General features: G+C 39.8%; 21 protein-coding genes. 5 read left to right on the top strand and 16 right to left on the bottom strand.

From position 1 onward, the window contains the following. Positions 1-168: 168 nt before the first annotated feature. Positions 169-702 (bottom strand): orange carotenoid protein N-terminal domain-containing protein, encoded by a 534-nt coding sequence (locus ACOWPH_RS07570; protein WP_015214811.1) that lies wholly within the window; start codon positions 700-702, stop codon positions 169-171. 216 nt (positions 703-918) lie between these two features. Here ACOWPH_RS07570 and ACOWPH_RS07565 point away from each other — a divergent pair, with 216 nt between their 5' ends. Further along, positions 919-1,296, top strand: a complete 378-nt coding sequence (locus ACOWPH_RS07565; protein ID WP_015214810.1) for a hypothetical protein — start codon at positions 919-921, stop codon at positions 1,294-1,296. A 358-nt stretch (positions 1,297-1,654) separates the two neighbouring features. Here ACOWPH_RS07565 and ACOWPH_RS07560 read toward each other — a convergent pair whose 3' ends face one another. Both ACOWPH_RS07560 and queG read right to left on the bottom strand, forming a co-directional pair. Then, entirely contained in the window at positions 1,655-2,293 is a 639-nt protein-coding gene (locus tag ACOWPH_RS07560; RefSeq protein WP_015214809.1) for an HAD-IA family hydrolase, read from the bottom strand. Continuing rightward, positions 2,268-3,239, bottom strand: coding sequence for a tRNA epoxyqueuosine(34) reductase QueG (queG, locus tag ACOWPH_RS07555; protein WP_015214808.1), 972 nt, complete (start codon positions 3,237-3,239; stop codon positions 2,268-2,270). Before queG ends, ACOWPH_RS07560 begins: the two co-directional genes overlap by 26 nt. A 506-nt stretch (positions 3,240-3,745) precedes the next feature. On the opposite strand from queG, the gene ACOWPH_RS07550 reads away from it, so the two are divergent. Then, on the top strand, positions 3,746-4,168 hold the full coding sequence (locus tag ACOWPH_RS07550) for a nuclear transport factor 2 family protein (RefSeq protein WP_015214807.1): 423 nt from the start codon (positions 3,746-3,748) through the stop codon (positions 4,166-4,168). Between the two features lie 176 nt (positions 4,169-4,344). On the opposite strand, the gene ACOWPH_RS07545 is transcribed toward ACOWPH_RS07550, so the two are convergent. The 3 genes from ACOWPH_RS07545 to ACOWPH_RS07535 are packed head-to-tail and all read right to left on the bottom strand — an operon-like array spanning position 4,345 to position 7,210. After that, the gene (locus tag ACOWPH_RS07545) at positions 4,345-4,764 is read right to left on the bottom strand and encodes an ATP-binding protein (RefSeq protein WP_015214806.1); all 420 of its coding nucleotides are present in this window, start codon (positions 4,762-4,764) and stop codon (positions 4,345-4,347) included. A 3-nt stretch (positions 4,765-4,767) separates the two neighbouring features. Next, on the bottom strand, positions 4,768-6,441 hold the full coding sequence (locus ACOWPH_RS07540) for a SpoIIE family protein phosphatase (RefSeq protein WP_042464988.1): 1,674 nt from the start codon (positions 6,439-6,441) through the stop codon (positions 4,768-4,770). Between the two features lie 49 nt (positions 6,442-6,490). Further along, a complete protein-coding gene (locus tag ACOWPH_RS07535; RefSeq protein ID WP_015214804.1) occupies positions 6,491-7,210 on the bottom strand; it encodes a response regulator in 720 nt (239 codons plus the stop codon). A gap of 972 nt (positions 7,211-8,182) precedes the next feature. Between ACOWPH_RS07535 and ACOWPH_RS07530 the strand changes: the two genes are divergently transcribed. Then, positions 8,183-10,336, top strand: a complete 2,154-nt coding sequence (locus ACOWPH_RS07530) for a hybrid sensor histidine kinase/response regulator (RefSeq protein WP_015214803.1) — start codon at positions 8,183-8,185, stop codon at positions 10,334-10,336. Positions 10,337-10,412: 76 nt separating this feature from the next. On the opposite strand, the gene ACOWPH_RS07525 is transcribed toward ACOWPH_RS07530, so the two are convergent. The 9 genes from ACOWPH_RS07525 to ACOWPH_RS07485 form a co-directional block, all read right to left on the bottom strand. Continuing rightward, positions 10,413-11,180 (bottom strand): ABC transporter ATP-binding protein, encoded by a 768-nt coding sequence (locus ACOWPH_RS07525; protein ID WP_015214802.1) that lies wholly within the window; start codon positions 11,178-11,180, stop codon positions 10,413-10,415. A gap of 62 nt (positions 11,181-11,242) precedes the next feature. Further along, positions 11,243-12,460 carry an ABC transporter permease gene (locus ACOWPH_RS07520; RefSeq protein WP_015214801.1) on the bottom strand — a complete coding sequence of 406 codons (1,218 nt, stop codon included), beginning with the start codon at positions 12,458-12,460 and terminating at the stop codon, positions 11,243-11,245. Next, the gene (locus tag ACOWPH_RS07515) at positions 12,457-13,929 is read right to left on the bottom strand and encodes an efflux RND transporter periplasmic adaptor subunit (RefSeq protein WP_015214800.1); all 1,473 of its coding nucleotides are present in this window, start codon (positions 13,927-13,929) and stop codon (positions 12,457-12,459) included. The genes ACOWPH_RS07520 and ACOWPH_RS07515 overlap by 4 nt, the downstream gene beginning before the upstream one ends. 172 nt (positions 13,930-14,101) lie before the next feature. Further along, complete coding sequence (locus ACOWPH_RS07510) at positions 14,102-15,058, bottom strand: CPBP family intramembrane glutamic endopeptidase (RefSeq protein WP_015214799.1); 957 nt, start codon at positions 15,056-15,058, stop codon at positions 14,102-14,104. Positions 15,059-15,223: 165 nt separating this feature from the next. Then, positions 15,224-15,817 carry a TetR/AcrR family transcriptional regulator gene (locus ACOWPH_RS07505; protein WP_015214798.1) on the bottom strand — a complete coding sequence of 198 codons (594 nt, stop codon included), beginning with the start codon at positions 15,815-15,817 and terminating at the stop codon, positions 15,224-15,226. A gap of 332 nt (positions 15,818-16,149) precedes the next feature. Further along, entirely contained in the window at positions 16,150-17,502 is a 1,353-nt protein-coding gene (locus ACOWPH_RS07500; RefSeq protein ID WP_015214797.1) for a TolC family protein, read from the bottom strand. 12 nt (positions 17,503-17,514) lie between these two features. After that, on the bottom strand, positions 17,515-18,186 hold the full coding sequence (locus ACOWPH_RS07495; protein ID WP_015214796.1) for an ABC transporter ATP-binding protein: 672 nt from the start codon (positions 18,184-18,186) through the stop codon (positions 17,515-17,517). A gap of 102 nt (positions 18,187-18,288) precedes the next feature. Next, entirely contained in the window at positions 18,289-19,566 is a 1,278-nt protein-coding gene (locus ACOWPH_RS07490; RefSeq protein ID WP_015214795.1) for an ABC transporter permease, read from the bottom strand. A gap of 80 nt (positions 19,567-19,646) precedes the next feature. After that, positions 19,647-21,215 (bottom strand): efflux RND transporter periplasmic adaptor subunit, encoded by a 1,569-nt coding sequence (locus ACOWPH_RS07485; RefSeq protein WP_015214794.1) that lies wholly within the window; start codon positions 21,213-21,215, stop codon positions 19,647-19,649. A gap of 486 nt (positions 21,216-21,701) precedes the next feature. Between ACOWPH_RS07485 and ACOWPH_RS07480 the strand changes: the two genes are divergently transcribed. Continuing rightward, positions 21,702-22,583, top strand: a complete 882-nt coding sequence (locus tag ACOWPH_RS07480) for a tetratricopeptide repeat protein (protein ID WP_042465989.1) — start codon at positions 21,702-21,704, stop codon at positions 22,581-22,583. 600 nt (positions 22,584-23,183) lie between these two features. Here ACOWPH_RS07480 and ACOWPH_RS07475 read toward each other — a convergent pair. Continuing rightward, entirely contained in the window at positions 23,184-23,588 is a 405-nt protein-coding gene (locus ACOWPH_RS07475; RefSeq protein WP_015214792.1) for a response regulator, read from the bottom strand. Positions 23,589-23,817: 229 nt separating this feature from the next. Between ACOWPH_RS07475 and gyrA the strand changes: the two genes are divergently transcribed. Beyond that, the gene (gyrA, locus tag ACOWPH_RS07470) at positions 23,818-26,337 is read left to right on the top strand and encodes a DNA gyrase subunit A (RefSeq protein ID WP_015214791.1); all 2,520 of its coding nucleotides are present in this window, start codon (positions 23,818-23,820) and stop codon (positions 26,335-26,337) included. Positions 26,338-26,478: the final 141 nt, after the last annotated feature.

The following is a 26,478-nucleotide window of genomic DNA, read 5'->3' as shown; positions in this document are numbered from 1 at the left end:
TCCGGGTGAAGTAATAGATTCGTAAGAATTCAGGAGTCAGGAGCCAGAATTCAAAATGCTTATGAAATCAAGAATAAAAAGAAGCAAGATTTTATCGAAATCATCCAATTTGACTGACTCTTCCGTAAGTCCTAAATTCCTAACTCAAAATTCAGAATTTCGGTTTATTTACAAACTTGCTGTTTTACCTGTTTCTGCCTGCGTCGCAATCGGCTTGACATCGCTATAACCCATCTGACCAGCAATTGTCCGCAAAACAGAAATTTGCGCTTCAAACTCTATTTCTTCAATTTGAGCAAGTAAATCATGAATTGTCTCATCTGACTCATAATTGTCTGGCATTCCCACCACTGTATCTCCCATAGCTTCTGCCCAAACATACCAAACGAACAATTGATTATTTTCTTTTAATGCCCCATAAGCACGAGAATAGACTGTATCTGTACAGTTAATTATATCCCGCATGATTTCTAGTTGTTCTTCATCTGATAACTGCAAATAGTCTCCTACCAACATGGGAGCTAATTCTGGTTCTGCGGCTGAAGGAGCGGCTGGAGTAATGGTTTCACCCATTTTTTCATAAACAAAATATAGCCAAGCTAATTTAGCATCGGTATCTAAGGCGTTAAACCTTTCCACTAAATTTTGAGTTTTCTGGCTCTGAGCTTGATGAGAAATCGTTTGATTGTAACTCGCAGTCATAATTGATGTCCAGCATAATTTAACAGTTAAGACCTATAGAATTATCAAATTTGTGTACTTATAATCTACTTCCAAAAGTAGGGTATTTAGTAATCAGCTAATTCGGTTTTATCTACCTTTTTATAGAGGGTATTATCTCTCTTAAGTAACAAGATTTTATTGGATTATTTCGATAACATAGCTCCAGCAATGCAAATATTAATTAAGGTTTGATTTATGTCTGATAAAGTGCAGCCTAATCCCGACCAAGCTCCCACTCATGATGCACAATTAGCAGCTGAACAAATAGCTAATGGTGAAGAAAAAGCACCGAAGGTAGATTTTGAAGCTGATTACGCGGCTGCACAGCAATTCAGCGTCAGTGAAATTGACCGCACAGGTGAAGGAAAAATTGCTGCTGAAGCTGCCACTGCGCCTAAATATGAAGTTTCTGAATCAGAAGAAACAAAAACTGAAGCACAGCCAACAGGTAATCCTGATGATTATGTGGAAATGGCTAAGGAAATTGGTGCTTCTAGGACTGAGGCAGTTACTAGTGTTAGTGATGACTTAATACAACAAGCTTTCAAAAAAGGTGAAGCCGCTAGAAAGTAATTCCATTAACATCAAAAACTTATTTTTTGCTAATGCTCAATCTTTATTAGGTTGAGTTATTAGTTAATTCTGAGAGTTTAATTCCTCTGTTCCTAAGAGGTTGCTTGAACAATACCTTGTCCATTTTTTGTAGGTTGGGTTAAGCGACAGCGTAACCCGACGCATTTGTTGGGTTATGCCTCCGGCACACTACGTGTTCACGCAGTGTCCCGCAGGGATACGTTCCATTGATCCGCAACGCTGATGCGAACAACCCAACCTATAAATCAAGACTTTTTTCGATTTGGACTATTAAGCTACTTTAATTAAATATACAAATTATGTAAAGCCCTTGCGGTATAGCTGGAAGGCGGCTCTATTAAGCATTATTTTTGATCACCTGTAATAATTCACTGGGATGATCAATTAAATAATTTGGATGTTCTTTGGCTAATGCTTCTGCGGAATTAAAACCCCATGTGACTGCAATCACTTTGATATTCGCTTTTTTTGAAGCTTCGATATCTCTAGTTTCATCACCGACGTAAATAACTGATTGTGTTTTAATTTGCCTCTGTCTTAAAACATTATTAATTATTGTGGTTTTCCCAAAAATTGTTACTCCTGAATGGATAAAATCAAACAAATAATCTAAATCATTATATTTGAGAAACTCAGTTACATTTTCTTGAGAATTAGAAGTAATAACTCCAAGTTGATATCCTTCATTTTTGAGTTCTATTAAGGCTTCTGGAATTCCGGGTATAGGATGAAATTCTTTGATTTTGGTTTTTAATTCTCCTTTGACTTTTTTGAGTAGAAAAGGAATTTTGAATACGGAAATACCTGAGTAGCTAATAATTTCTCTAGAAGTTAAATTTCTCAATAGAGCTAGTTCATCGGGGGTTATTTGTATATAACCAAACTCTAAAGCTAAACGATTGGCAATAGTTACAAGAGCATCTACTGTATCCGCAATCGTTCCATCAAAGTCAAATATTATTACTTTCTGGGTCATTCTTTAGCCTAAATGCGTCAAGATTAGCACGAGCGTTCCGTCGTAACATTTCTGGTTTAATCCGTCGTAAGGCTGATGCTGGAAATTGTTTATCCCACTCCTCTTCTGAGATTTGCGCTAATTCTACCAGCTTGGGTGCTAAATTCCCAGGATAAGGTTGAAAATCTGTTACATCTGTTTCCTGAGCAAAACGCTGATTCCAAGGACATACATCTTGACAAATATCGCAACCGGCAACCCAGCCATGTAAGTGAGGTGTAAGTGTTTCTGGCAAGTTATCGGCGCGGTTTTCAATGGTATGATAGGCTATGCAACGATTGGCATCTACTATAAATGGCTCAGTAATTGCCCCGGTGGGACAAGCCTGTAAACAACGGGTACAAGTTCCACAATGTTCTGTAGCTGGGCGATCGCTCTCAAGTTCTAGATTAGTTAAGATTTCTCCCAAAAAAACCCAAGATCCATAGTCTCGCGTGATCACGTTCCCATTCTTGGCAATCCAACCAATACCCGCTTTTTGCGCCCAAACTTTATCTTGCACTGGGCCTGTATCTGCGTAATATCTGGCTTTTACACCTTCACTCCATGATTCTAATCCGGTCGCTAGTTGTTTGAGCTTTTTGTGCAGAATTTTATGATAGTCCCGTCCCCAGCCATAACGGGAAATTTTTCCATATTCTTCACCTTCTGGGCGTTGATCTGGTGTGTAATAATTTAGCGCCACACAAACAAGCGATCGCACTTCTGGCATCACTAAACGAATATCCTCCCGCTTAGGATTAGCCATCCATTGCATATCAGCGTGATAACCCAATTCCATCCATGCCTGCAACCGCTGCGTCACTATGGCATCTAGCCCATCTACCGATGAAATCCCAACTTTATGAAAACCCAACTCCCTGGCTTTCTCTTTTACCATGCTGCTGGTGAGTAGAGGCTGATTCATTTTTCTGATTAGAAATTTTGCCAGTTGGTTGCATGGCGATTATACACTATTTCGTACATATGTTCATTTGATCTTACTATCCATACTATTTGTAAACATTGTTGTCACATTATTAAGAAATAATGCAGAATAGTTAGCAAGAGGTCAAGCAACTCAGAGTGATGCAAACCTTCTACCGATTAACAAAATCACTTGAAGAAGTCCTTAATAAAAAATACCAAATCCATTTTTCAAACATTATCGGTGTACGCAGTTCACGAACACTACTTAGTTAGGAGACTGGCTTTCGATATCTTTTCAACCTCAATGTTTTTTTATTGTTGTTCCCAGGTAATTGCTTGGGACAACTTTTTTTTAGACAGTGATTTATACAACACTTCCCGGTGTTATGAGTTACAAGAAACCCACACCTAACCCCCTCCCTGTAAGCGATGAGGGGGCTAAGATGTACCTTATATCATGGGAAACAGTGTAACAATTTGCCAATCACCAAATGAGATAAATTTATGACAGCTAGTGAATTTATAAGAGAAATTCAGATTTCGGGAATTACAGAACCGACTATCTTGCTTTATTTTACAACTTTAAACGCTGGAGAGTTTACAGCGACGGCTGGGTTATTTGCGGAAGATGGTGTAATGCACCCACCATTAGAGTCTGCTATTGTGGGAAGAGATGCGATCGCTACCTACCTGCATCAAGAAGCGCAAAACATTAAAGCCGAACCCTATCAAGGAATTACTGAAAATTTGGTAACTAATCAAATCCAAATCCAAATTCAAGTCACAGGAAAAGTACAAACATCTTGGTGTAGTGTTAACGCTCTCTGGCTATTTATCCTTAATCACCAAAAACAAATTGTCGATGCCAGAATCAAACTTTTAGCCTCTAGGCAAGAGTTAATTGCTTTGCGTCCACCAGAGAATTAACAAAAAAATCATTTTATTCAGACTTTCATCCAATCTGACTTTGGTTAGCTACACTTCTTTCTAGAGAATGCAGTAACGATCTTCTACCTAGCTCAATATCCGAGGGAGAACAACTAAATAAATCAAATAAATTTAGCAAAAGTTATAGCTTAATTAATATCTCTTAACTAATTGCTTCAATCTTTGGGCAGAGTAGCTTCTAGCTTGAGACAGTTAGCACCATTAATCTGCAACTGATACTCTACCTTGTCCATGAGACGATTCATAATCAGCCACCCATAACCACCTTCTTTTTTTTCCGTCGGATCAGGAGGAAAATAGGTAGACATATCAAAGCCTTGGCCGTAATCCCAAATTTCCAGCAACAATTTGTGATCTTTTAGTTCCAAACGTAGCAAAATTGGCAGATGAGGCTGATTTTTGTGAGCATGACGGACAGTGTTAGTATACGCTTCCACCAACGCCAAGCGTAAACGACTGGATTGGGCTGACCAATCCACAGATTCTCCCATCTGGATTTTTAAGCATCCTAGCAACCAAGCTTCAACGATATTTACAAAAATTAAGTCACTTGGTACGTGAAGCTCACTTTTCATTACTTACATAACCTCCAGAGAGAGGATTGTTTGGTCATCTTCTTGCACATGGTTATCTGCTTGAATACGAGCGATTAAATGTTTGAGAGACAGTGATTGAGGTTGCTCTTGGATCAGTTGCCAAAGACCTTCCTGATTTAGCATGGTAGGCTGAATAGATCGACTACTACCATCAGTATTTTTGAGTGACTTTGAATATAGTGATACTTTAGCTTCCGTAATACCATCACTAGCTAACAGTAATGTGTCTCCAGAAGTAAGTTTCAATCGCTCAGACTGTGATTGCCACTTTGGTAGGATACCCAAGGGGACACTGCGGATTTTGAGGTAATTTGGTTGAGTCACCACATTTTCCGACTGTGACCACAATAGTGGATAAATATGGCCGGCGTTAGCATAGACAAGTTCCTGAGTAGCCGGGGTGTAAGATGCAATGACAAGGGTAATAAAGTAATTATTGCTGATTAAGTCATCAGATAAAGCAAAGTTAAGATTCTGCATAACAACATTCGGCTCGGCTGGTGATTCTTGGGATAATTCCCGACGTAATAAAGAAATAGCACTAGCCATAAATAGAGCCGCTGGGACACCTTTACCAGAAACATCACCGACTGCTAACCACAATTCACCTTTAGGATGAACAAACACTTCAAAAAAATCACCTCCTACTTCCCGTGCTGGATAACAGCAGGCTTGTACTTTGAGACCGTCAAGATCAGGTAAAGTTTGACGGAGCAGATTATTTTGAATTTGGCGAGCAACTTCCAATTCCAGGTGGATTTGCTGTTGTTTTTCTTGCAGGCTTTGGTAGAGTTTGGCTTGGGAGAGAGCTAAAGCTGCTTGTTCTGCTACACCTGTAAGGAGTTGAATGTCTTCCTCTGGCCAAGGATGCTCACTGCCCCATTGATAGAGAGTCATCACAGCTAGTAAGTGCTGTTGGTAGGTAAATGGGACAACTAAGCAGTGATAAGGATTGTCATGATGTATATCTTGAATTATTTGATAGTGTTGAGTTTGGAGAACTTCTTCAATTAAGGGGATAGGGTTGAAGGGTAAACTGAACTCTGGGTCTTTGGAATCTTGATAGGAAAACTGGGTTTGTATTAGGCGATCTTCTTCTACTAGTCTGAGTACACAACTAGTTGCAGCAAAGGTTTTGCCAATAGTACAGACAATTTTTTGTAAGATGCTGTCATAGTCAAAGGATTGTCGAATTGCGGTGGTGACGGCGTTAAATAAAGATTCTCGTCTTAGGGCATGACGTAATTCTTTTGTACGCTTTTTTACTAATTTATATGTATCACAGCCTTGCTCGACTAATGCTTTTAGTTGTTCAGGCTTCCAAGGTTTAGTGATGTATTTAAATACTTGACCAGAGTTAATTGCATCGACTAAATCTTCGACATCAGTAAAACCGGTCAACAAAATCCGAATTGTATCGGGAAAGCGTTCCACGGTGCGACTGAACAATTCCGTGCCGTTCATATCTGGCATTCTTTGATCAGAGATAATCACAGCCATCTCTCCTACTTGATCTAAAATTGCCAAAGCATCATGGGCATTATTTGCTTTATATACTTTAAAATTTCGCCAAAAAGTACGGTAGAGTAAGTCCAAGTTATCTGGTTCATCATCTACCACCATTAGCTTGAGTTTTTCTTGATCTTTCTCGGTCATTTTATCCAACAAGCTATCCTTCCTCCACCAAGACTGCCTTCTTGCACTATTAGCCCACGATTCCAGAACGCAAGGCACGTACTGCTGCTTGGGTACGGTCATCAGCACATAGTTTGTTAAGAATATTGCGGACGTGAGTTTTTACAGTTCCAATTGTGATGTAAAGTCTCTCCGCAATTATCGCATTACTACAGCCTTCGACTATTAATTGTAATACTTCTAATTCCCTTTCTGTGAGGGAGTAGTCTTCAATAGACTGCTGAGTTTCTAATGATTCTGAAGAATTGACAGAAATTTTGGGATCTGAGGAGATGGATGTCAGTCTCTGTGGACTTTGTTGTGCTTGTTGCAATACTATTCGAGCGATCGCTGGATCAATCCAAGCATTGCCATTGTAAGTTACTCGTACTGCTTCCAGTAAATTATCGAACTTGATATCTTTCATGCAGTAGGAGTCTGCACCAGCCGCAAAAGCTGCCAATACCGCCTCTTTATTATCCCGTAGGGTCAAAATTAGCACTTTGGTGTCCAACTCTTCACCTTCAGCGACGGCTTTTAACTCTTTTGTTAGCTCAATACCATCCTTATCTGGTAAACCAATATCGACAATGGCAATATCTGGTTGTAGTTTTTTTAACATTTTTAGTCCCTCATCCGCATTGCCAGCTTCCCCTACAATTTCAATCTCTTCCTTTTGCATTAGTGCTGTCCGAATACCCACACGGGTGAGATCATGATCTTCAATTAGCGCAATCCGAATTTTACTCATATTCAACTTCTGTCTGTTAACACTCAGTTTTACACTTAATCATGTCCAAAAGGCATGAGAATCTTAATTTATGATTATTTCCAAAATTTGCTTAACCTCTCTTTCCGTAGTGTAACGGTAATTTTCGTTATCATGAACACGAGATTACAGGTCTTTATTTATCGAGATGATCCCAAATGTGTAAATTCAGCAGAATTTGTAACTGTATTTTGACAGTAATTTATCAAGCTAGTGTAAAAGACTGAAATTTTGCGCTTTCTCTAGATTCAGAGACTTTAAAAAAGACTATGGACATATTTGTCTCAACTTTATCGCTGCAATTTCAATAAATTTATCTTATAATCAATAATCTATAGGTATAGGCAGGAATCAGGTAAACAGAATACAATTTATGTTGTACTATAGTGATCGGATTTGAATTTTGAAAATATCCTGTGACTGAAATCTATATCCAATCAGGGTTTGCAGATAAAACCCGTTCAAAAATCAGAAATCCCAGATCTTATTCTAAGAAGAATTACATAGGGATCTTAACTATTACAAAAATCTAACTTTTTATAGATTTTTTTTTGATTGATGCGACATAAGTTGTCACCAATCGAACCAGGTTGCCATAGCAATCCTAAATCATTTATCAACGATGATACCCCAAATTTTTGCAGAAATTGAAGATCTGACTTTTATAGTTTCAAAATTAAATAAGATTGCTACACATACAACATATTGCAGATAAATGATGTAAAGAATCCAAATTGAAAGTCAAAAACCAAGCTAGTTCTATTCATAACTCCGTTCGGACGTTCGGCAAAACCTCAGTCGAGTCCCCAACGCGGTAGTTAAGCAGTTAGACCCTTCAGCAAGCTCAAAGCATCGCAAGATCACTGTAAGACTTGTCACAACTCACGACGAAGCCTTATTCCTGCTGTCTTTAGTAATTAATCGCAATCAAATAAAATATATTTATTAGAAACAATGCCAGAATTATGGAATATTTTTTTTAATTCAGATCAGTTCATACCACATGGACATTGCTATCTTTGGAAAACTGATTTAGTTTCCCTACATTTAGTATCTGATGGACTGATTGCCCTTGCTTATTACTCAATTCCTATTACATTATTTTACTTTGTTAATAAGCGTAAAGATCTACCATTTTCTTGGATATTTCTGTTATTTAGCGCCTTTATTATTGCTTGTGGCACTACTCACTTACTAGCAATTTGGACTCTTTGGTATCCAATTTACTGGTTGTCAGGTTTGATTAAAGCTGTAACCGCTCTCGTATCCGTAATTACAGCAGTGGAACTTGTGCCTTTAATTCCACAAGCAATAGCTCTTCCCAGCCCGATGCAACTACAACAAATAAATCAAGAATTGCAAACAGAAATATCTGATAGGTTACGTATAGATAAGGAACTCAGAAAATATCAAAATCATTTAGAAGATTTGGTCACTCTCCGCACTCAAGAGATTACTAATACCAACGAACAATTAAAACAGGAAATAGCTGAACGTCAACGTATTCTCGAAGTTTTAAGACAAAGTGAGGAACGCTACCGTTATTTAGTAGAAGCAATACCGCAACTGGTATGGACAAGTAATGCCAAAGGAGAGTGCGATTATTTTAATCAAAATTGGAGCGAATACACAGGATTAACATTTGAGGAATCATTGGATGATGGTTGGTTGGCAGCATTACATCCAGATGATATGGAAAGTTCTTATACAGTTTGGTTAAATGCTATTGAAAGTGGTACTAAATACGAGAATGAATATCGCTTTAAACGTGCTGATGGTTGTTATCGTTGGCAATTAGCACGAGGATTACCACTTAAAGATGAGCAAGGTTGTATTGTTAAGTGGTTTGGTACTTGTACAGATATCCATGAAAACAAAGAAATTCAACAAGAACGCGCCCATTTACTAGAGTTAGAACAAGCAGCACGCACACAAGCTGAAACAGCTAATCGAATTAAAGATGAATTTTTAGCTGTACTCTCACATGAGTTACGCACACCTCTAAATTCAATTTTAGGGTGGTCACAGTTGCTGCAAACCCATAAATTAGATGACATCAAAATATCTCAAGCCTTAGCAACTATTGAGCGCAATGCCAAATTACAGGTTCAACTGATTGAAGATTTACTTGATGTTTCTAGAATTTTACAGGGTAAACTGGTGCTAAATACGGCAGAAGTTAACCTAGAATCAACAATTTTGTCAACTATAGAGACAATCCGGTTAGCCGCAAACACTAAATCTATTCAGATAAAGACAGTATTGCCAGAGAATCTTGGCAAAGTGTTAGGTGATCCTACTCGCTTGCAACAGGTTATTTGGAATTTGCTTTCTAATGCTGTTAAATTTACGCCCAGGGGAGGAATGGTAGAAGTGCAATTAGGGCAGGTTGATGACTATGCTCAAATTACTGTTAGTGATACGGGTAAGGGAATTAGTGATGAGTTTTTGCCCTATGTATTTGATTACTTCCGGCAAGCAGATAGCAGTTCTACTAGAAAATTTGGTGGATTAGGTTTAGGTCTGGCAATTGTGCGGAATATAGTGGAAATGCATGGTGGGATTGTTTCGGCAGAAAGCCCGGGTATAGGTCAGGGGGCAAGGTTTACTGTCAGATTACCGTTGATTAAAGATGATAGTTCTAGGGTCATGGATGAAGAGTGTAATTCTTCAATTATAACTTTAAATTATTTGTCGCTAAATGGTGTAAAGGTTTTAGTTGTTGATGATGATGTTGATTCTCTCGATTTTGTGGCGTTTGTTTTAGAAGAGGATGGGGCTGAAGTGATGGCGGTATCTTCAGGATTGCAAGCAATAGAAGTGCTATCACAATCACAGGTAGATGTGTTAATCAGTGATATTAGTATGCCGGAAATAGATGGTTATATGCTGATACGTGAAGTGAGAAGTTGGAGGTCCAAACAAGGCGAAAAAACTCCAATAGCAAGCGAACTTGTGCCAAAGGCGATCGCATTGACGGCTTATGCTGGAGAATATGACCAACGCCAAGCTTTAGCCGCAGGATTTCAGTTGCATCTGTCAAAGCCGATAATTCGAGAAGATTTAGTGCGTGCGATCGCTCAAGTCATGAATTTATCGCCGAGTTAACAGTTGTTTTTTTGACTTATGAAGACATATTTTTATGGCAGAAGGGCAAAATAGGAACAACCTGGAAATTTTGCCGTTATCCAGATACTACAAGCTGATTCACTTCTGCTGGCGTAATGTGAGAATGGACAACTTCACCATCACGAAACCAAACAATACGCTTGGTTTGACGCGCAACTTCAGGTTCATGTGTCACCATGACAACTGTAATTCCACTGCTATTTAATTCACCAAAAATATCTAAAACTTCTTGAGTGGTGCGGGAATCAAGTGCGCCGGTGGGTTCGTCAGCAAGGAGAACAACGGGACGGTTGACAATAGCGCGGGCGATCGCTACTCTTTGTTGTTGTCCTCCTGATAATTGGGTAGGTTTATTATTGAGACGTTTTTCTAAACCTACTTTGATCAATGCTTCAATTGCCCGTTCTTTTCTTTCCCCAGGCTTAACATCAGCATACACCATTGGCAGCATGACATTTTCCATTGCTGTCAATTGGTTTAATAAATGGAATTGTTGAAATACAAATCCTAGCTTTTTATTCCGAATATGAGCCAATGGTGTATCACCAATTTGGGCTACATCAAGATTGTCTAAATAATAATGTCCAGAACTGGGACGATCTAAACAGCCGATAATATTCATGGCTGTAGATTTACCCGAACCAGAAGGCCCCATAATTGCACAATATTCACCTTCTTCTATAATTAAGTTGATATCATTTAGTGCTTTTACTTCTGTTTCCCCACTACCATATATTTTAAAAATATTTTCTAAACGAATAATTCCGGATTTTGGTGCAGGATTAGGAGAAATAGAATCAGTTATAGTAAGAGTATTTGCCACTGAATTTGATTCCTTTTTTAAAATTACGAATTACGAATTACGAATTACGAATTATGAATTATTTACGCACTTCTCAACGCCACAATTGGGTCAAGTTGGGCAGCACGACGGGCAGGAACTACGCCAAAGAATAAACCAATGCCACCAGAAATACCAACTGCCATTGTAATAGAAACGATGGAAATACTTGCTTCTAAAGGAGTTAATACTGATACTAAAATTATGCCACCAACTCCAACTGTAGTTCCTATTAAACCGCCAATTACAGAAACAATTACTGCTTCAATAATGAACTGAAGTAAAATGTCTTGCTCGGTAGCACCAATTGCTTTTCTTAAGCCAATTTCTTGGGTGCGTTCGGTGACAGAAACGAGCATAATATTCATAATACCAATGCCACCGACAAATAAAGAAATTCCAGCGATCGCAGCCAGCATGGTTGTCAAAGCACTGGAAATTTGACCTACTGTTTGCAAAGCATCCTTTTGGGTACGGATAGTAAAGTCATCTTCACCGACGAGTTTATGTCGTTGTCGGAGTAAATTAGTAATTTGAAACTCTGCTGCATCCACGCTATCGGCATCTTTTGCAGAAGTGACAATGTAGGTTACTTCTAGTCCATAGGGAGAAGTTCTTCCCACTAGCCGGTTTGCTGATGTGAGAATCGGAACTAATGCTGACTCATCATAATCGACACCCAAATTTGAACCTTTGTCAGTTAGCACTCCAATTACTTGAAAGCTGGCATTTTTAATTCTGATCTGCTGACTAACAGGGTTATTATTACCAAAAAGTTTTGCTTTCAACTTTGCACCTAGCACCACAACTTGGTTGCTGCGCTTCATGTCTATGTCGGTGAAAAACCTGCCTGTGGCTACTTCAAAATCCCGCACTTTTAAAAAGCTGGGAGTTGTCCCAATAATATTGACATCGGTATTTCTGTTTTTATATGTCACCACCTGTCTACTATTCAATTCCGCTGTGGTAGCTGCTACTGTAGGTACTTGAGTTGCGATCGCATTTGCATCTTCTAAAACCAGAGTTCTGGTAACATCTCTAGCCACCCGTTGAGTTTCCTCGTTACCGGGAATCACAAACAAAACGTTTGGCCCCAAGGAATTTAATTGATTAGCTACAAACTTTTGTCCCCCTTCCCCAATCCCAATCATCGCAATTACTGAACCATTACCAATCACAATACCCAACATAGTCAGGGCGCTACGCAACTTATTAGAGAGTAAGGTTTTACCCGCCATTTGAACGCTTTCTAGGAAGTTCATGAATTGTTCTTTTCTTTAGATTTTTCAATTTTGTAGTCTTTGGGTGGGTTCACAAATATCAAATCACCCTTGTTTACTCCCTCCACAACCTGAGTTTCGTCTTTGATTTGCGCTCCAATTGTAATTTCTCGAAACTGGGGTTTATTATTCGTATCTGGTATCAGTACGCCAGTTTTGCCATTTTCGGTGAGAATTGCTACAGTTGGTAGGGTTAAAGCATCGTTAATGCGATCGCCCAAAAACGTCACATCCACATTCAAGCCAGAACGCAATTTATCTGCACCACTATCAATCACCACCCGCACCTGAAAAGAAGTCACACCTTGCTCTATCACCGCTTCAGGAGCAATCAAACGTACACGGCCTTTAAATACTTGATCTGGATAAGCATCAGCGATAATTTCTACCTGTTGTCCCTGCTTAATCCTACCAATATCAGCTTCGGGAACCTGAGCTAAAACTTCCAAACCCGTCGCTAAAGCCACAATTGAACTAGAAGTTGCGGAAGTACTTGTAGAAGCCGAAGTTGTTGGTGTCACAAAAGCGCCTATATTGGCGTATTTTTGAGTCACAATCCCCGCAAAAGGAGCGCGAATAATGGTATCTTCTAACTGCACTTGCTGCTGTTTTAACTGAGCTACAGCCGACGCTACAGAGGCTTTAAGTCGGGCAATTTCTTCGGGACGGTTGCCATTTTCCAGCTTTCGCAGTGCTTCCCGTTCTTGAGCAACTACAGCTTCCTGACTTTTAATATCTTCATCACGGTTCCCCACTTTTTGTAGTGATAATCGGCGTTGAGCTTCTTCTAAACTGGCTTTTGCTCTTTTATCTTCACTGATATATTGGTCTAGAGAATCCTGAGCAATTGCTCCTTCTTTTGCTAAACCCTGATAACGTCTTACCCTCGATTGGGTTAGTTCTACCTGCGCTCTAGCTGAGTCTACAGCGGCTCTAGCTTGATCAATTTCCTGAGAACGATTCCCCGCCCGAATAATAGCTAACTGGGATACTGCTTGAGCTACACGCGCTTTAGCTTGGGCAATTTCTTCAGGACGACTCCCCGCTTGACTCTCCGCTAATTGTGCTTTGGCTTGCTCTAAGTTGGCTTGAAATTGAAGGATACGCATTTTAATTTCGGAGTTATCCATACGAGCAATAATTTGCCCTTTCTGGACTGTTTCCCCCTGTTCAATATCTAAATCGGTGATAATTCCCGGATTTTTGGGACTAATATTCACGCTTTGAACTGGTTGCACTTTTCCACTAGCAGTAATCCGCACTGTGACACTTTTTGCGGCAACTGGAACAGTGAGTTTAGTAATGTCTTCTTTACTATTTGCTTGATTTGTTACTTTTAAGGCTGTGGTTGTACCAACTATCAAAATACCAGATGCCATCAACCCCATTAACCAGCGAAATGGGTACTTAATTTTTTTGCCTATTAGCGGAATTTCGATGTGAGTTGTCATATGATTTTGCGGTAATTACCAAAATTTAAAGTTGTGATTTTTTTGAACTAAATACTAAAGAATACTGTTGATGGAAAGCATCAATAAAATCAATACATTGTTGATTTGTAGTTTCCATCTGATACTAGCAATTAAATATAGAGTAATCACATGATTTTGTGACTTTTGCTAGTCAGCTGAAATTTAATGGAATCAGACCTAGTTTACCTTGAGTTTTTTGAATTAAAAACATACTCACTACAATCATGGGTAGCACTAAATTTATTTCAGTGACTTGTTGAGCAATAAAACTTTCTGATAAAACTTTACCTCCCAGTCTAACTGAATCATTTGATAAACCGTGCATGACAATAGCTATTATGGTAGTCTGCCCAACCTGATTAAAAAAATAAGTCATGATTATGGAAATCAAGATAAATTTGCAGGTAAGAATGAAAAACATAGATAAAAAATTTATTATTCCATAATCGAATAATAAATTTATTTTCACGGGTATATGCCACATAGACCATAAAAATCCTAGTATTATCGAAGCTTGTAGAGGTAGAAAGCGTTTTTGTAATAAAGGTAGAGCAAACCCTCGCCAGCCATTTTCTTCAAATAAACCTCCAGCATCTAGAAACATGGCAATAATCAAGCCACTCCAAAAATTAATAGATAAAAAGTTGATATCCCAGATGAAATATTTTTCAGGAAGTAGCCACTTATTTAATCCAGCAGAAGCCAGATTCATCAAAATAAAAACTAATATACAAATTCCCCAAATTCTCAAGGCATACTGCCAGTCCATGCCTTGTTGCCAAAAACAAAATCGGTTTTTTAGTTCTAATAAACCTTTTTTTCCGTATGCAATACTAGCAACTATAAATGCTGCAATATCTGGTGCGGCTACTTGTAATATTGCTAAGAAAACTCCAAAAAATGCTTCTGGTTCTGCTGATACTACCCGAAATGCAGTTACTAAATCAGTATTAAATTGAATACCAGTTTTTTGGAGTGCTTGGTCTACGGCAACATCAGCACCAGTTAATAAAAAAACTGGAATAATCAGAATTACAATTAAAACTGAAATGATGTAGTACCATGTTAGTGGATACTTTTTTACATAAGCTGTAAACTGTCTTAGCATAGTTATCAATATTCCAAGATTGTAAACGCTGTCATACTTAAGTATTTTTTCTACTGACAGGACAATGTTAAGTAGAATTTCTCAGATAAGCTCCTAATAAGTAAAAATAAAATGTAAGTAATCACTTATTAATTTCCTAAAAAAAGTTTTACTTAAATTATGCAATTAATCTTGAATGGGAGCAATTCCTTGCCAGACAATATCCACGAGATTTTCAACGAATATTTTTTCATCTGTTTTTATAACTTCTCCAGGGTGCATTTGTTCTAAGAAAACATAGTTCATTAGTGATCCTAGCAATATCATAGCAATAGTCTGAGGATCGCTCGGACGCAGCCGTCCCTGTTCTATTTCTTCCGCTAGAAATTTAGTAAATACTTTGACCTCACGGATAGGTTTCGACTTAATTATATGTGCCGTTTCTGGAAGTAGATTACCACGCGATCGCAACATCATTAATCGTGGCATTACTTGACGATGAAATTCTAAAGTTTGCAGACACAGATGAATGAGGTTTTGTTTGAGATTTCCTTTCCCAGATAAAGAATCCAATTCTTGCACCCAAGGGGGTCTTTCAGGAATTCCCATTGACGCAAAGAAAAGTTCTTCTTTGGTTGAGAAGCGTTTAAAAATCGACGCTTCAGAAATTCCTGCTTTTTGAGCAATTTCTAAAGTTGAAGCCCCAAATCCTTGTTGAAGAAAGATTTCACGGGCTGCATCTAAAATTTGCTCATTAGTTATTTTGGGTGTGCGTGCCATAAATAAGTGTGTAGTCACTTATTAATTTACTCGTTATTAAATGCGATGTCAAGAACAGGGAAATTTCTCGTTCCCATACAGAGTATGGGAATGAATTATAGAAGGCTCTGCCTTCCTTGTAGAGAGAAGAGTCAGAGCCTCTATAGCATTCCCAGTCTCCGACTGGGAACGAGATATATTGAACTGTAGTTTCAGATTTATGGAAACAAGCCTAGACGAATCCATAATTGCCTTGCTATTACTTGTGATTGACTATTTAGTTCTAAAGTCTTTACAGTTACTCGTCCAATAGGCGTTATGCCCAGCGATCGCTAGAACTCGGTACTCAATACTCATTTCTGATTACTAGATCTTTGCAAATTAGCTAAAGCGCGATTGTAATTTAAAATAGCTGTGATTCGATTACCTTCAGCTATGGTGAGGTCATTTTCGGCAGAAATCACTTCAGTTTGAGTACCAACACCAGCTTGAAACCTAAGTCTAGCTATACTTAAAGCCTCTTTAGCTTGATTTATAGCCACGCTAGAAGTTTGCACATTATCCAAATTGGACTGTAACTGCAAATAATATTGTTCAACATCAAAGCGGATTTGGTTGCGCTGGCTAGAAAATTGAGTTTCTGCGATCGCAATATTAGCTTTTGACTGAGCCGCACGCGCTCTTGCTGCACCCCCATCAAACAAATTTAGACTTGCTTGCAGTCCCAAGGAATAGCCGTCACTAACGCTAACACTGTCGTTATAACGATCTAATAAATTGTAGCTGGCATTTAAACTAATTTGTGGCCCTAGTTGTGAAAGTGCCTGTCGTCGCTGTTGCTCACTAATATTGCGTTGTGCCAAAACTTGTTGTAATTCTGGACGGTTTTGAAAAGCTTGGATAATGCTTTCTTCTATTGGTTGTTGCCAAAGACCAGCTAATTCTACAGGATCTGCCGCACTGATATTAATTGACTGTGGCAAACTCAATCGAGTTGCTAATCGACGACGAGCAATTTGTTGTTGTGAAAGAGAATTAGTAAGATTTTGGAGAGAATTTGCTAAATTAACTTGAGTTTGTAAAACATCAAATCTTGTACCTACTCCAGCCTGTTGTCGAGCTTCAGCATCTCGCAAACTAGCTTGGGAATTTTCCACAGATGAGCGATTAATTCTGACTTGTTCATCTGCTTGTTGCAAATCATAATATTCAGTTGTGACATTTAACCGAATTTCTAATAATCGGTTTTCCAAATCTAATTCATCTATTCTTAATTGTTCCTCAGCCGCTCGAATACTAGCTTCCCGATTGCCGGAGGTATAAAGATTATAATTTAGTTGTGCTTGACTATTGAAAGACGTACTAGGTGAAGATGAATTGTTAAGAAAACCATCACCATTATTAGTTACACTTCCATTAACACCAAGGTTAGGAAACAAGGCTGATTGAGCTTCTCGTAATGCAGAACGGCTGCGTTCTAATTCTAATTTTACTACCTGCAAGTCGTTATTATTCCGTTGTGCTAATTCCAAGGCTTGTGTTAAGGTAATTGGCACATTTTCCTGAATTTTAACTTCTTCTGGACGGGTAGGAAATAGTAAAGGATTGGGATTAGAGTTAGGGATGGGGAGCGTTTCTGCACTTGCAAAATTTGGGATGAGGGCTATAAATATTCCAATCCAGGTAGAATGCACTTTAAATAACATAATATTCCAGTATTAATTAACTATTAAACCATCTTGAACTCGGATGATTCTTTGCGTTTGAGCAGCGATATCTGGTTCGTGAGTAACAATCACAATTGTGATTCCTTGCTGATTAAGTTCTGTGAGTAAATTCATCACTTCGTAGGAAGTCTCAGTATCTAAAGCTCCTGTGGGTTCATCTGCTAGAACTAAAGCAGGTTTGTTGACTAAAGCCCGTGCGATCGCAACTCGTTGTTGTTGACCTCCTGAGAGTTGACTAGGACGGTTTGCAATGCGATCGCCTAATCCCACCTTTTCTAGGGCGGCCAATGCCCTTTGGCGGCGTTTTTGCTTGGGTAAATTGGCATAAACCATCGGTAACATGACATTTTCTAAAGCTGTTGAACGTGCCAAAAGGTTAAACTGTTGGAAAACAAAACCTATTCTTTGGTTGCGAATGTATGCCAATTCATCATCATCAAAAGTAGTTAGATTTCTACCTTCAAAGATATAATTTCCTCCAGTGGGACGATCTAAACATCCTAAAATGTTCATGAGCGTTGATTTACCTGAACCGGATGCACCCATAATTGAGACATATTCCCCTTCTTCAATAGATAGTTCAATTCCTTTAAGTATGGGAACATCAACCTCCCCTAAATGGTAGGTTTTGGTAATGGATTCTAGCCAAATCATGGTTGTCATAATAGTAGTAATTAAAAATTATATCTCTCAAAATCTTCCTCTCTGAGCCTCTGCGTCTCTGCGTGAAATAAATATTTTCACTTAGCAACGCCGAATCTTTATTTAATCGCTTCTTAGGGCATTGATTGGATCTAATTTGGCAGCGTTTCTCGCGGGAATTACACCAGCAATTAAGCCAACGCTCAGTGAGAGTGCAAACCCGACTATGATTGATAAGAAAGAAATGACAAATGGAAATTTAAAAGTAGTTGCTGCTACAAAAGCAATGATAATTCCACTGCCAATACCTATGCTTCCACCAGCGATAGAAATGACAATGGCTTCGGCTAAAAATTGATTGAGGATGGCTGAATTAGTCGCTCCTACGGCTTTTCTAATGCCAATTTCTCGCGTTCGTTCGACAACGGAAACCAGCATAATATTAGCAATACCAATTCCACCCACAACTAAAGAAATCCCTGCGATCGCTACTATCATGACTGTAAATAACCCCACAACACTAGTGAAGGTGTTAACGATATCAGCTTGGTTAGTTAGTCGGAAATCATCGGCTTGCGGTGGATAAATATTATGACGCAGACGTAAAAGATTAGTAACTTGAAATTGTGCAGCTTCTAACTGTTCTTGATTAGCAGATTTGACTAAAATTCCATTGACAGAAACGCCTACTAAAGCATTATTACCAACTAGTCTTTTTGACATACTAGTTAGAGGAATGAAAATTTGGTCATCTCGGTCTGTTGGCCCTTGAGAACCTTTAGCTTCCATCACCCCAATCACTTCATAAGCCTCTCCCTGAATCCGAATCCTTTCACCAATGACATTACTACTTTGAGTAAATAGTGTTCTTTGGACTGTCGGACCAATAATGGCAAACTGTGCAGCAGTATCTAGTTCTTCTTGAGTAAAATATCTGCCCTGTTGGGGACGGGTATTTCTGACTTCTGGATAGTTCAAATCTGTTCCTATAACTGTTGTTGAGGTATTCTGTCCCTCATAAACAACCTGTATATTCCGCTGTAGATAAGCAGACACAAGTTGGGCTGATGGTGCTTGGGTAGCGATCGCTTTGGCATCTTCCCAAGTCAATGTGCTGCTAGAACCTACTCCTTGGCGAATATTACCACTTCTAGCCGCACCAGCTAAGATTTGTAGCACATCCGTACCCAAGGCTTGAATCTGTTGCTCGACTCCCTTTTGCACCCCCTGACCAACAGAGGTAATGGCAATAACTGAAGAAATCCCAATAATTACCCCCAGCATTGTTAATCCTGTGCGTAATTTGTTACTCCACAGCGTCTCTACCGCCATTAACAATATTTCTAGTAATGGCACTGTGCGGGTGTTCTTAGCTTTGTTTGCATAATAAGCTTTGGCCATAACCAAGTACTGAGTAGTGAGTATTGAGTTGAAAAACCATCCAACAGGAGTGGGTTTGTTTAGAGATTAACCGCTAATTGCTACTGAGAACCACCACGACGACCGCCACCACCACGGCCACCACCTCCACCGCCTTCACCACTTAGACCAGGAAATACTCCTCCTCGTGGTGTTGATTGTGGTCGTGACCCTGGTGGGAAACTGAGCAGTACTCTCTCGTCTCCTGTCAATCCAGACTTGACTTCAGTAAAGTTATTCACAGTCACACCAGTCTCAATGCGAGTAAAAACAGGTTTACCATCTCTCCCTGCTACATACACACCTGTTGCACGTTCTTGGCGCACTACCGAAGCTGTTGGTACTACTAAGACATCTTCCAATTTACCGACTTGAAAATCAGCAGCCACATTCATCCCCGAACGCAGCAGCCTTTCAGGATCTGAAAGTGCTACTCTGACCTCAAAACTGGTAACATTTTGCTCAACTATGGCCTGGGCTGCAATTTGACTTACTTTACCTATAAAGGTTTTTCCTGGGTAAGCATCTGCTTTAATTGTGACTTCTTGGCCAATGCGGATTTTAGAAATATTCGTTTCAGCTAAATTGGAGACAACTTCATTCGTAGAAGCTAGAGACAAGATAGAAGAAGAAGTAGCAGAAGATACGGCACTACTGGCAGTTGTGGGAGTCACGAAAGCGCCAGGATCAGCATACTTTTTCGTTACCACGCCATCAAAGGGAGCGCGAATTATTGTGTCATTGATTTGGGCCTGAACGTTTTGCAGGGAGCCACGGGCAGACATCATCTGAGCTTGTGCTTGGTCAATATCTTCCGGGCGCGTTCCCGCTTTGAGAAGTGATAAAGATTGCTGTCTCTGTTGGACTACAGCCCGTGCTTGTTGAATATCTTCTGGACGTGATCCTGCTTTTTGTAATGCTAGTGCTTGTTGAGCTTCATTTACCTGAGCCTGAGCGCTATCACGATCTGCTAATTTTTGATTAACAGTTTGCAGGGAAATTCCTCCTGAATTGAAAAGTTGCTGATTCCGTCGGAAATCATCTTCTGCTTTGCTGAAATTAGCTTGGGCGCTTTTTAAACGTGCCTCAGCTTGGGCAATATCTTGGGAACGATTACCTGCTTCTACCTTTCGCAAATTTGCCAAGGACTCTTCCAGTTGTGCCTGTGATTGAGCAATATCTTGGGGACGATTACCTGCAATCAATTTTTGTAGATTAGCCTCAGCTTGTGCTATTTGTCCTTTAGCAGAGGTGAGTTGCCCTTGCAGGTTGGAATCATCCATGTAAGCCACAATCTGTCCTGTTTCGACCAAATCTCCTTCTTTTACTAACAGTTTTTTCAGGATGCCTGAATTTTTAGGGCTGAGGTTGATTGATCTTTCGGGCTTTACTGTTCCATTTGCGGCAACTGTGATTGATAAGCTCTGCCTTTGTACAGGCCGGGTGACTACACGACGTTGTGCTTGTTGACCGGGAATAACCATAAACTGGAAATAAGCTAGGTAGCTAACTCCACCCATCAGTCCAAGGAGTAAGACCCAAGGCAGCCAATGATTTCTACCTTTTTTCTTCTGCTTGACTTCGGGTACTGATAAAGATGAATCTACAGAGTTTGATGTATCAATTGCCATTTTGACTTTATGTATAAAAGAAACGGCTACTGAGCTGGTTCTTAATGGCTGGAACTCTAGCCTGGTAGCACTTTACTGAGAAAGTATCCACTTCATTTTCAGATTGCTATTTTTTTATGAATTTTTGCTCTGTGCTACGCCAGTAGCGCAACTTTTACTGTTTAACAAACTTATCTTATGTGAGTAATTATCGAACAAGTAGTCCATATCTCCTATATGACCAAAGTCACTAGTAAGGGTAAAGTTATGGATGACTAAAGTCACCAAAACAGTAACGAGTACTAAGTACTGAGTATTGAGTAATTGGATAATTACCTTTGGTCCGCATTTTCGCATTTTTCCAACCACTGAAATCTCAAAATTGAGAGCATAATCACTCGGTACTCGGTACTCAATACTGTTTTGATAAAATTTTCCTTTTTTCTAGAGCAGATATCGTTTAAGCTATTTGAGAGATTCTTTGATTTGTGGTTTAGAGGCGGTAGTGTGCCAAAACACATTCGTTTGATTTTTCTTTTGTTTGTCTGTAGTTTGTGGAGTATGCCAAAAGCAGTTCACGCACAGGCACTAATACCTCATACAGTACAACTTGATACAACTAAGTTGGAAAATCAGGGGTTGAGCTTGGCTCAAGAAGCAGCTCAATTAGCACAGTTTCAGCAGATTGATTTGGCTTTGCCACGAGCGCGGTTGGCTACTCAATTGGCTCCTGGAAATGATAAAGTATGGTTGCTTTTAGGTGGTTTGCATTTGCAAGCTAAAGAGTTTGATACGGCGATCGCGGCGTTACAAAAAGCGCAAACGCTTAATCCCAAAAATGCGGATATTCTCTTTGCTTTGGGTTCAGCTAATTTTCAGAACCAAAATTATCAGGCATCTGTAGCCCATTACCAAAAAGGTTTGCAGTTAAAGCCCAATGACCCAGAAGGTTTATTCGATTTGGGTAATGCTTACTATATGTTAGGTCGCTTACCCGATGCGATCGCTCAATTCAATCAAGCTGTCTCTCAAGATAAAAAATTCTGGCCGGCAATTAACAACATCGGCTTAATCAAATACGAACAAGGTGATGTTCAAGGGGCAATTAAACAATGGCAGGCAGCTGTTGCTATTGATAAGCAAGCCGCAGAACCTTTATTAGCTTTAGCTGTAGCATTTTATAATAAAGGTGATACTCAGCAAGGATTATCTATGGGTGAAGCAGCAATTCGCATAGATCAACGATATGCTGATTTAGATTTTCTCAAGCAAAATCTCTGGGGTACACGTCTGCTGCTAGATACGCAAAAGTTCTTGGAATTGCCTCGGATGCAATCAGCCCTAGAACCCCAAGAAACGCCAGAAACCGAACAACAGCCTAGACAGTAGGAGATAGGAGGATAGGGAGCAGGGAGAGGAAAAAGTCGTTTTGATTCAGTGAAATTGGGTAATTTATTTTGTGAAGTTATACTCAAAACGACTAGAAATTTGACTTTTTAACAATATAAAAAACAAGTTCAAAGCCTCTCCCCGTGAACGGAGAGGTTTGGAGAGGGGTTCCATATTTAGTTAAACTATGAACCGTTTGCAGTATATCTAAATACTCTCTCCATCTCCCCATTTCCCGCCTTCCTTCAAACACAATAAGTAATAATTCAGGTTAATAGTTGCTGACCTTTACCATTTATAGTACATATATTCTATATAAGTGCGGCAGTTGCCAGGTAGCAATAAACATAAAACCAATGCCTTCTGGGGCGATACCAAACAGGCATAGTCTAGGGGCAGGACTGACGGTGATAGCTGCGATCCTTCTGGGGAGGCTTCGCCAACGGCGAGTACAGCTATCACAACACACGGAGACTAACAGACTTTCACGCCTGTTAAGATTTCCCTGTCCCTTGCTCACTGTTTCCTGCTATGTGAAAGTAGCCCAAAATCAAGTTATTTAATTTATGGGTGAACCTTGCTGACATCAGCCATCAATTCTCAAAGTTCTGTTTTGGGTAGAAGTGCCATGATCTGATCAACAAACTGTTGATGGTCAACAACTGGTTTAGAGATGTAGCCGTCAGCACCGCTTTGTTTGAGAAAGTTTTCGCGATCGCCTTCCATGGCGTGTGCTGTCACTAAAATTACAGGTAAATTAGTTGTTTTTGGATCAGCTTTTAACATTTGCGTAATTTTGATACCATCAACAGACTTACCTTGATACATACTACGTGATAGAGAAACATCCATTAAAATCAAATCAGCTTCTCCAGCTTGGGCAATTTTCATTACTTCTTCCACATCTTCCGTGTGTTTTACACCCAAACCACCGCGTTTGGTCAAAATCTTGGAAAAAACTCGAGCATTTATCAGATCATCTTCGACAATTAATACAGTTTTCATGAGAATTTAACTTATAAGGGCGAGAGGTTTGACCAACTGATCAAAACAGTGGTCTACCACCTTTTTAATAATCAATGTGTATCTCCAACATCAAGGATAATACTACTGCTTTTTATCCTATGAGGATCAAGCAAGTGTTAAAAATCCTATTTCATCCGTTATGCTGTGGTTTCTACAGTGTTAAGTTTCAGTGACTTTTGTGTAGTTAAAATTCAGGGAAAAGAGCTTCATGGCAAAACAGTTAAACCTGCTCTCAACAGGACAGGTCATCACAACAGCCCTGCACACCGAGATGCAACGGTCTTACCTAGAATATGCCATGAGTGTGATAGTCGGGCGAGCGTTACCGGATGTGCGTGATGGCTTAAAGCCAGTGCATCGGCGAATTTTGTATGCGATGCACGAACTCGGTTTAACACCAGATAGACCTTACCGGAAATGCGCCCGTGTAGTTGGAGATGTACTAGGTAAGTACCATCCCCACGGTGATCAAGCGGTTTATGATGCCTTAGTGAGGTTAGTGCAGGATTTTTCCAGCCGCTATCCCTTACTGGGAGGACATGGTAATTTTGGTAGTGTCGATAATGACCCCCCCGCAGCGATGCGTTATACAGAAACGCGTCTGGCACCCATTGGTCATGAGGGAATGCTGACGGAAATTGGCGAGGAAACTGTAGAATTTATTGGCAACTTTGATAATTCTCAGCAAGAACCCACTGTATTACCTGCTCAGTTACCGTTTTTGTTGCTCAATGGTTGTTCAGGTATTGCGGTGGGAATGGCGACGAATATTCCACCACACAACTTGGGGGAAATAGTTGATGGGTTGATTGCTTTAATTGACAACCCAGATTTGACAGATGAAAAGTTATTTGACATCATTCCCGGCCCAGATTTTCCTACTGGTGGAGAAATTGTTGGTAATTCAGGAATTAGAGAAGCATACACCGCAGGTAAAGGTGGGATTTTGCTGCGCGGTGTGGCCACATTAGAGGAAATTCCGGCTACTAGGGGCAGTAAGCGGCGGACGGCAATTATCATTACAGAGTTGCCTTATCAGGTAAATAAGGCTGGCTGGATCGAGAAAGTAGCAGATTTGGTCAATCAAGGACGCTTACACGGAATTTCTGATTTGCGGGATGAGAGCGATCGCGAAGGTATGCGAGTTGTCATTGAACTCAAACGCGATACCAACCCCCAAGAAGTTCTTCAGCATTTGTATCACCAAACCGCCTTACAAACCACCTTTGGGGCGATTCTGTTAGCGATCGTGGATGGGCAACCACGCCAGTTAAGCTTGCGCCAAATGTTGCAGGAATTTTTGAGTTTCCGAGAACATACCCTTAATCGTCGCTACAGTTATGAGTTAAGCAAAGCCGAAAACCGGATCAATCTGGTTGCAGGTTTACGTAAAGCTCTGTCTAATTTAGATGAGGTGATTGCCATTTTACGGCAAGCTGCTGATGGTAGTACAGCCAAAATGAACCTTTGTAGCCGTCTGGATTTGAGCGAAGTCCAAGCGGATGCCATTCTAGCCATGCCATTACGCCGTCTCACCAGTTTAGAACAGCAAAATTTGCAACAGGAATTTGACCAACTCAACGAGCAAATTACCTCATTGCGAAAATTACTTGACGATAGACGGGAATTGCTGAAAGTCCTGAAAAAAGATTTGCGAAGTCTCAAACGTAAATACAGCGATTCCCGACGAACTAAGTTAATATTTACCAGCGAAATAGCCGTTAAAGCAGATAAAGACATTAGCCAACAATTAACCACAGATGAGGAAAATCCAAAATCCAAAATCCAAAATCCAAAATCGGAACAGCCAGCAGAACCAGCAATTCTAGAATTTACCCAGCGGGGTTACGTGCGTCGTCTTTCCTCAACAGGCAAAAAACCGAAAGCAGAAAACGGTTTGCATGAACACGATTTTATTATTCAAACCGAGTCAACTGATACTGAGAAAGATTTATTGATTCTTAATACTGGGGGCAAAGTCTACCCGGTGAAGGTGGGAGAAATTCCTGCCACAACTGGACGTTCTTCACGGGGAACTCCATTAATCACTATGCTCACTAGTACTGCCCAGGGCAATCTAGAAGGTGTTGTTAGCCGCTTTGTATTACCCGAAACACCCGACACTACTCAAATCGTTCTTCTGACTAAACAAGGGCGAATTAAGCGTCTGTCTATGGAAGAATTCACCAATCTAGGTCGGCGCGGAATTACGATTTTGAAACTCAAAGATGATGATGAATTGTCTTTTACCCAATTCACTACTACAGGCCAACATCTGATTTTAGCTAGTTCAGGTGGTCGCCTGTTACGATTTATCGTTAATGATGAACAATTACCTGTAATGGGTCGTGCAGCTATGGGATTACAAGCATTTCGCCTGGTAAAAAATCAGCAAATGGTTGGTTGTGTCACTGTTAGCAAAGATGACCATTTATTCCTGGTTACTGAAGAAGGGTACGCCAAGCGAATGCCTGCAAGTAACTTAAGGGCTGCTAATCGTGGCGATTTAGGCATCCAAATGCTGAAATTCCACAACAAAACAGACAACCTAGCTGGTATGGTACGTGCTACCCCAGGTGTGGAAGTAGCGCTAGTTACCAATAGAGAGCGAGTAGTGCGAATTTCTATAGACACAGTACCAATTTTAGATAGAGATGCTAAAGGTGAGAGTATCTTGCAACTTAATCGTGATGAGAAAATTATTACTCTTGTGGGAGTAGGGCTGTAAATAATTAAAACGCATCTAAATTTGCAGATTGTAATTTCATCAAACCCTTGTGGGGTAGGTATTCTGCCTGCCCAATTTGAAGTTTCATTTACTTAGCTAATTTATGGGATTTGTCAATGGATGTTAATAAATCTCTACAAA

The organism is Anabaena sp. PCC 7938 (genome assembly GCF_049315035.1).
GTDB classification, from domain to species: domain Bacteria; phylum Cyanobacteriota; class Cyanobacteriia; order Cyanobacteriales; family Nostocaceae; genus Anabaena; species Anabaena cylindrica.
The sequence above is the reverse complement of the archived record's forward strand: the minus strand, read 5'-3'. Positions and strand labels throughout refer to the sequence as shown.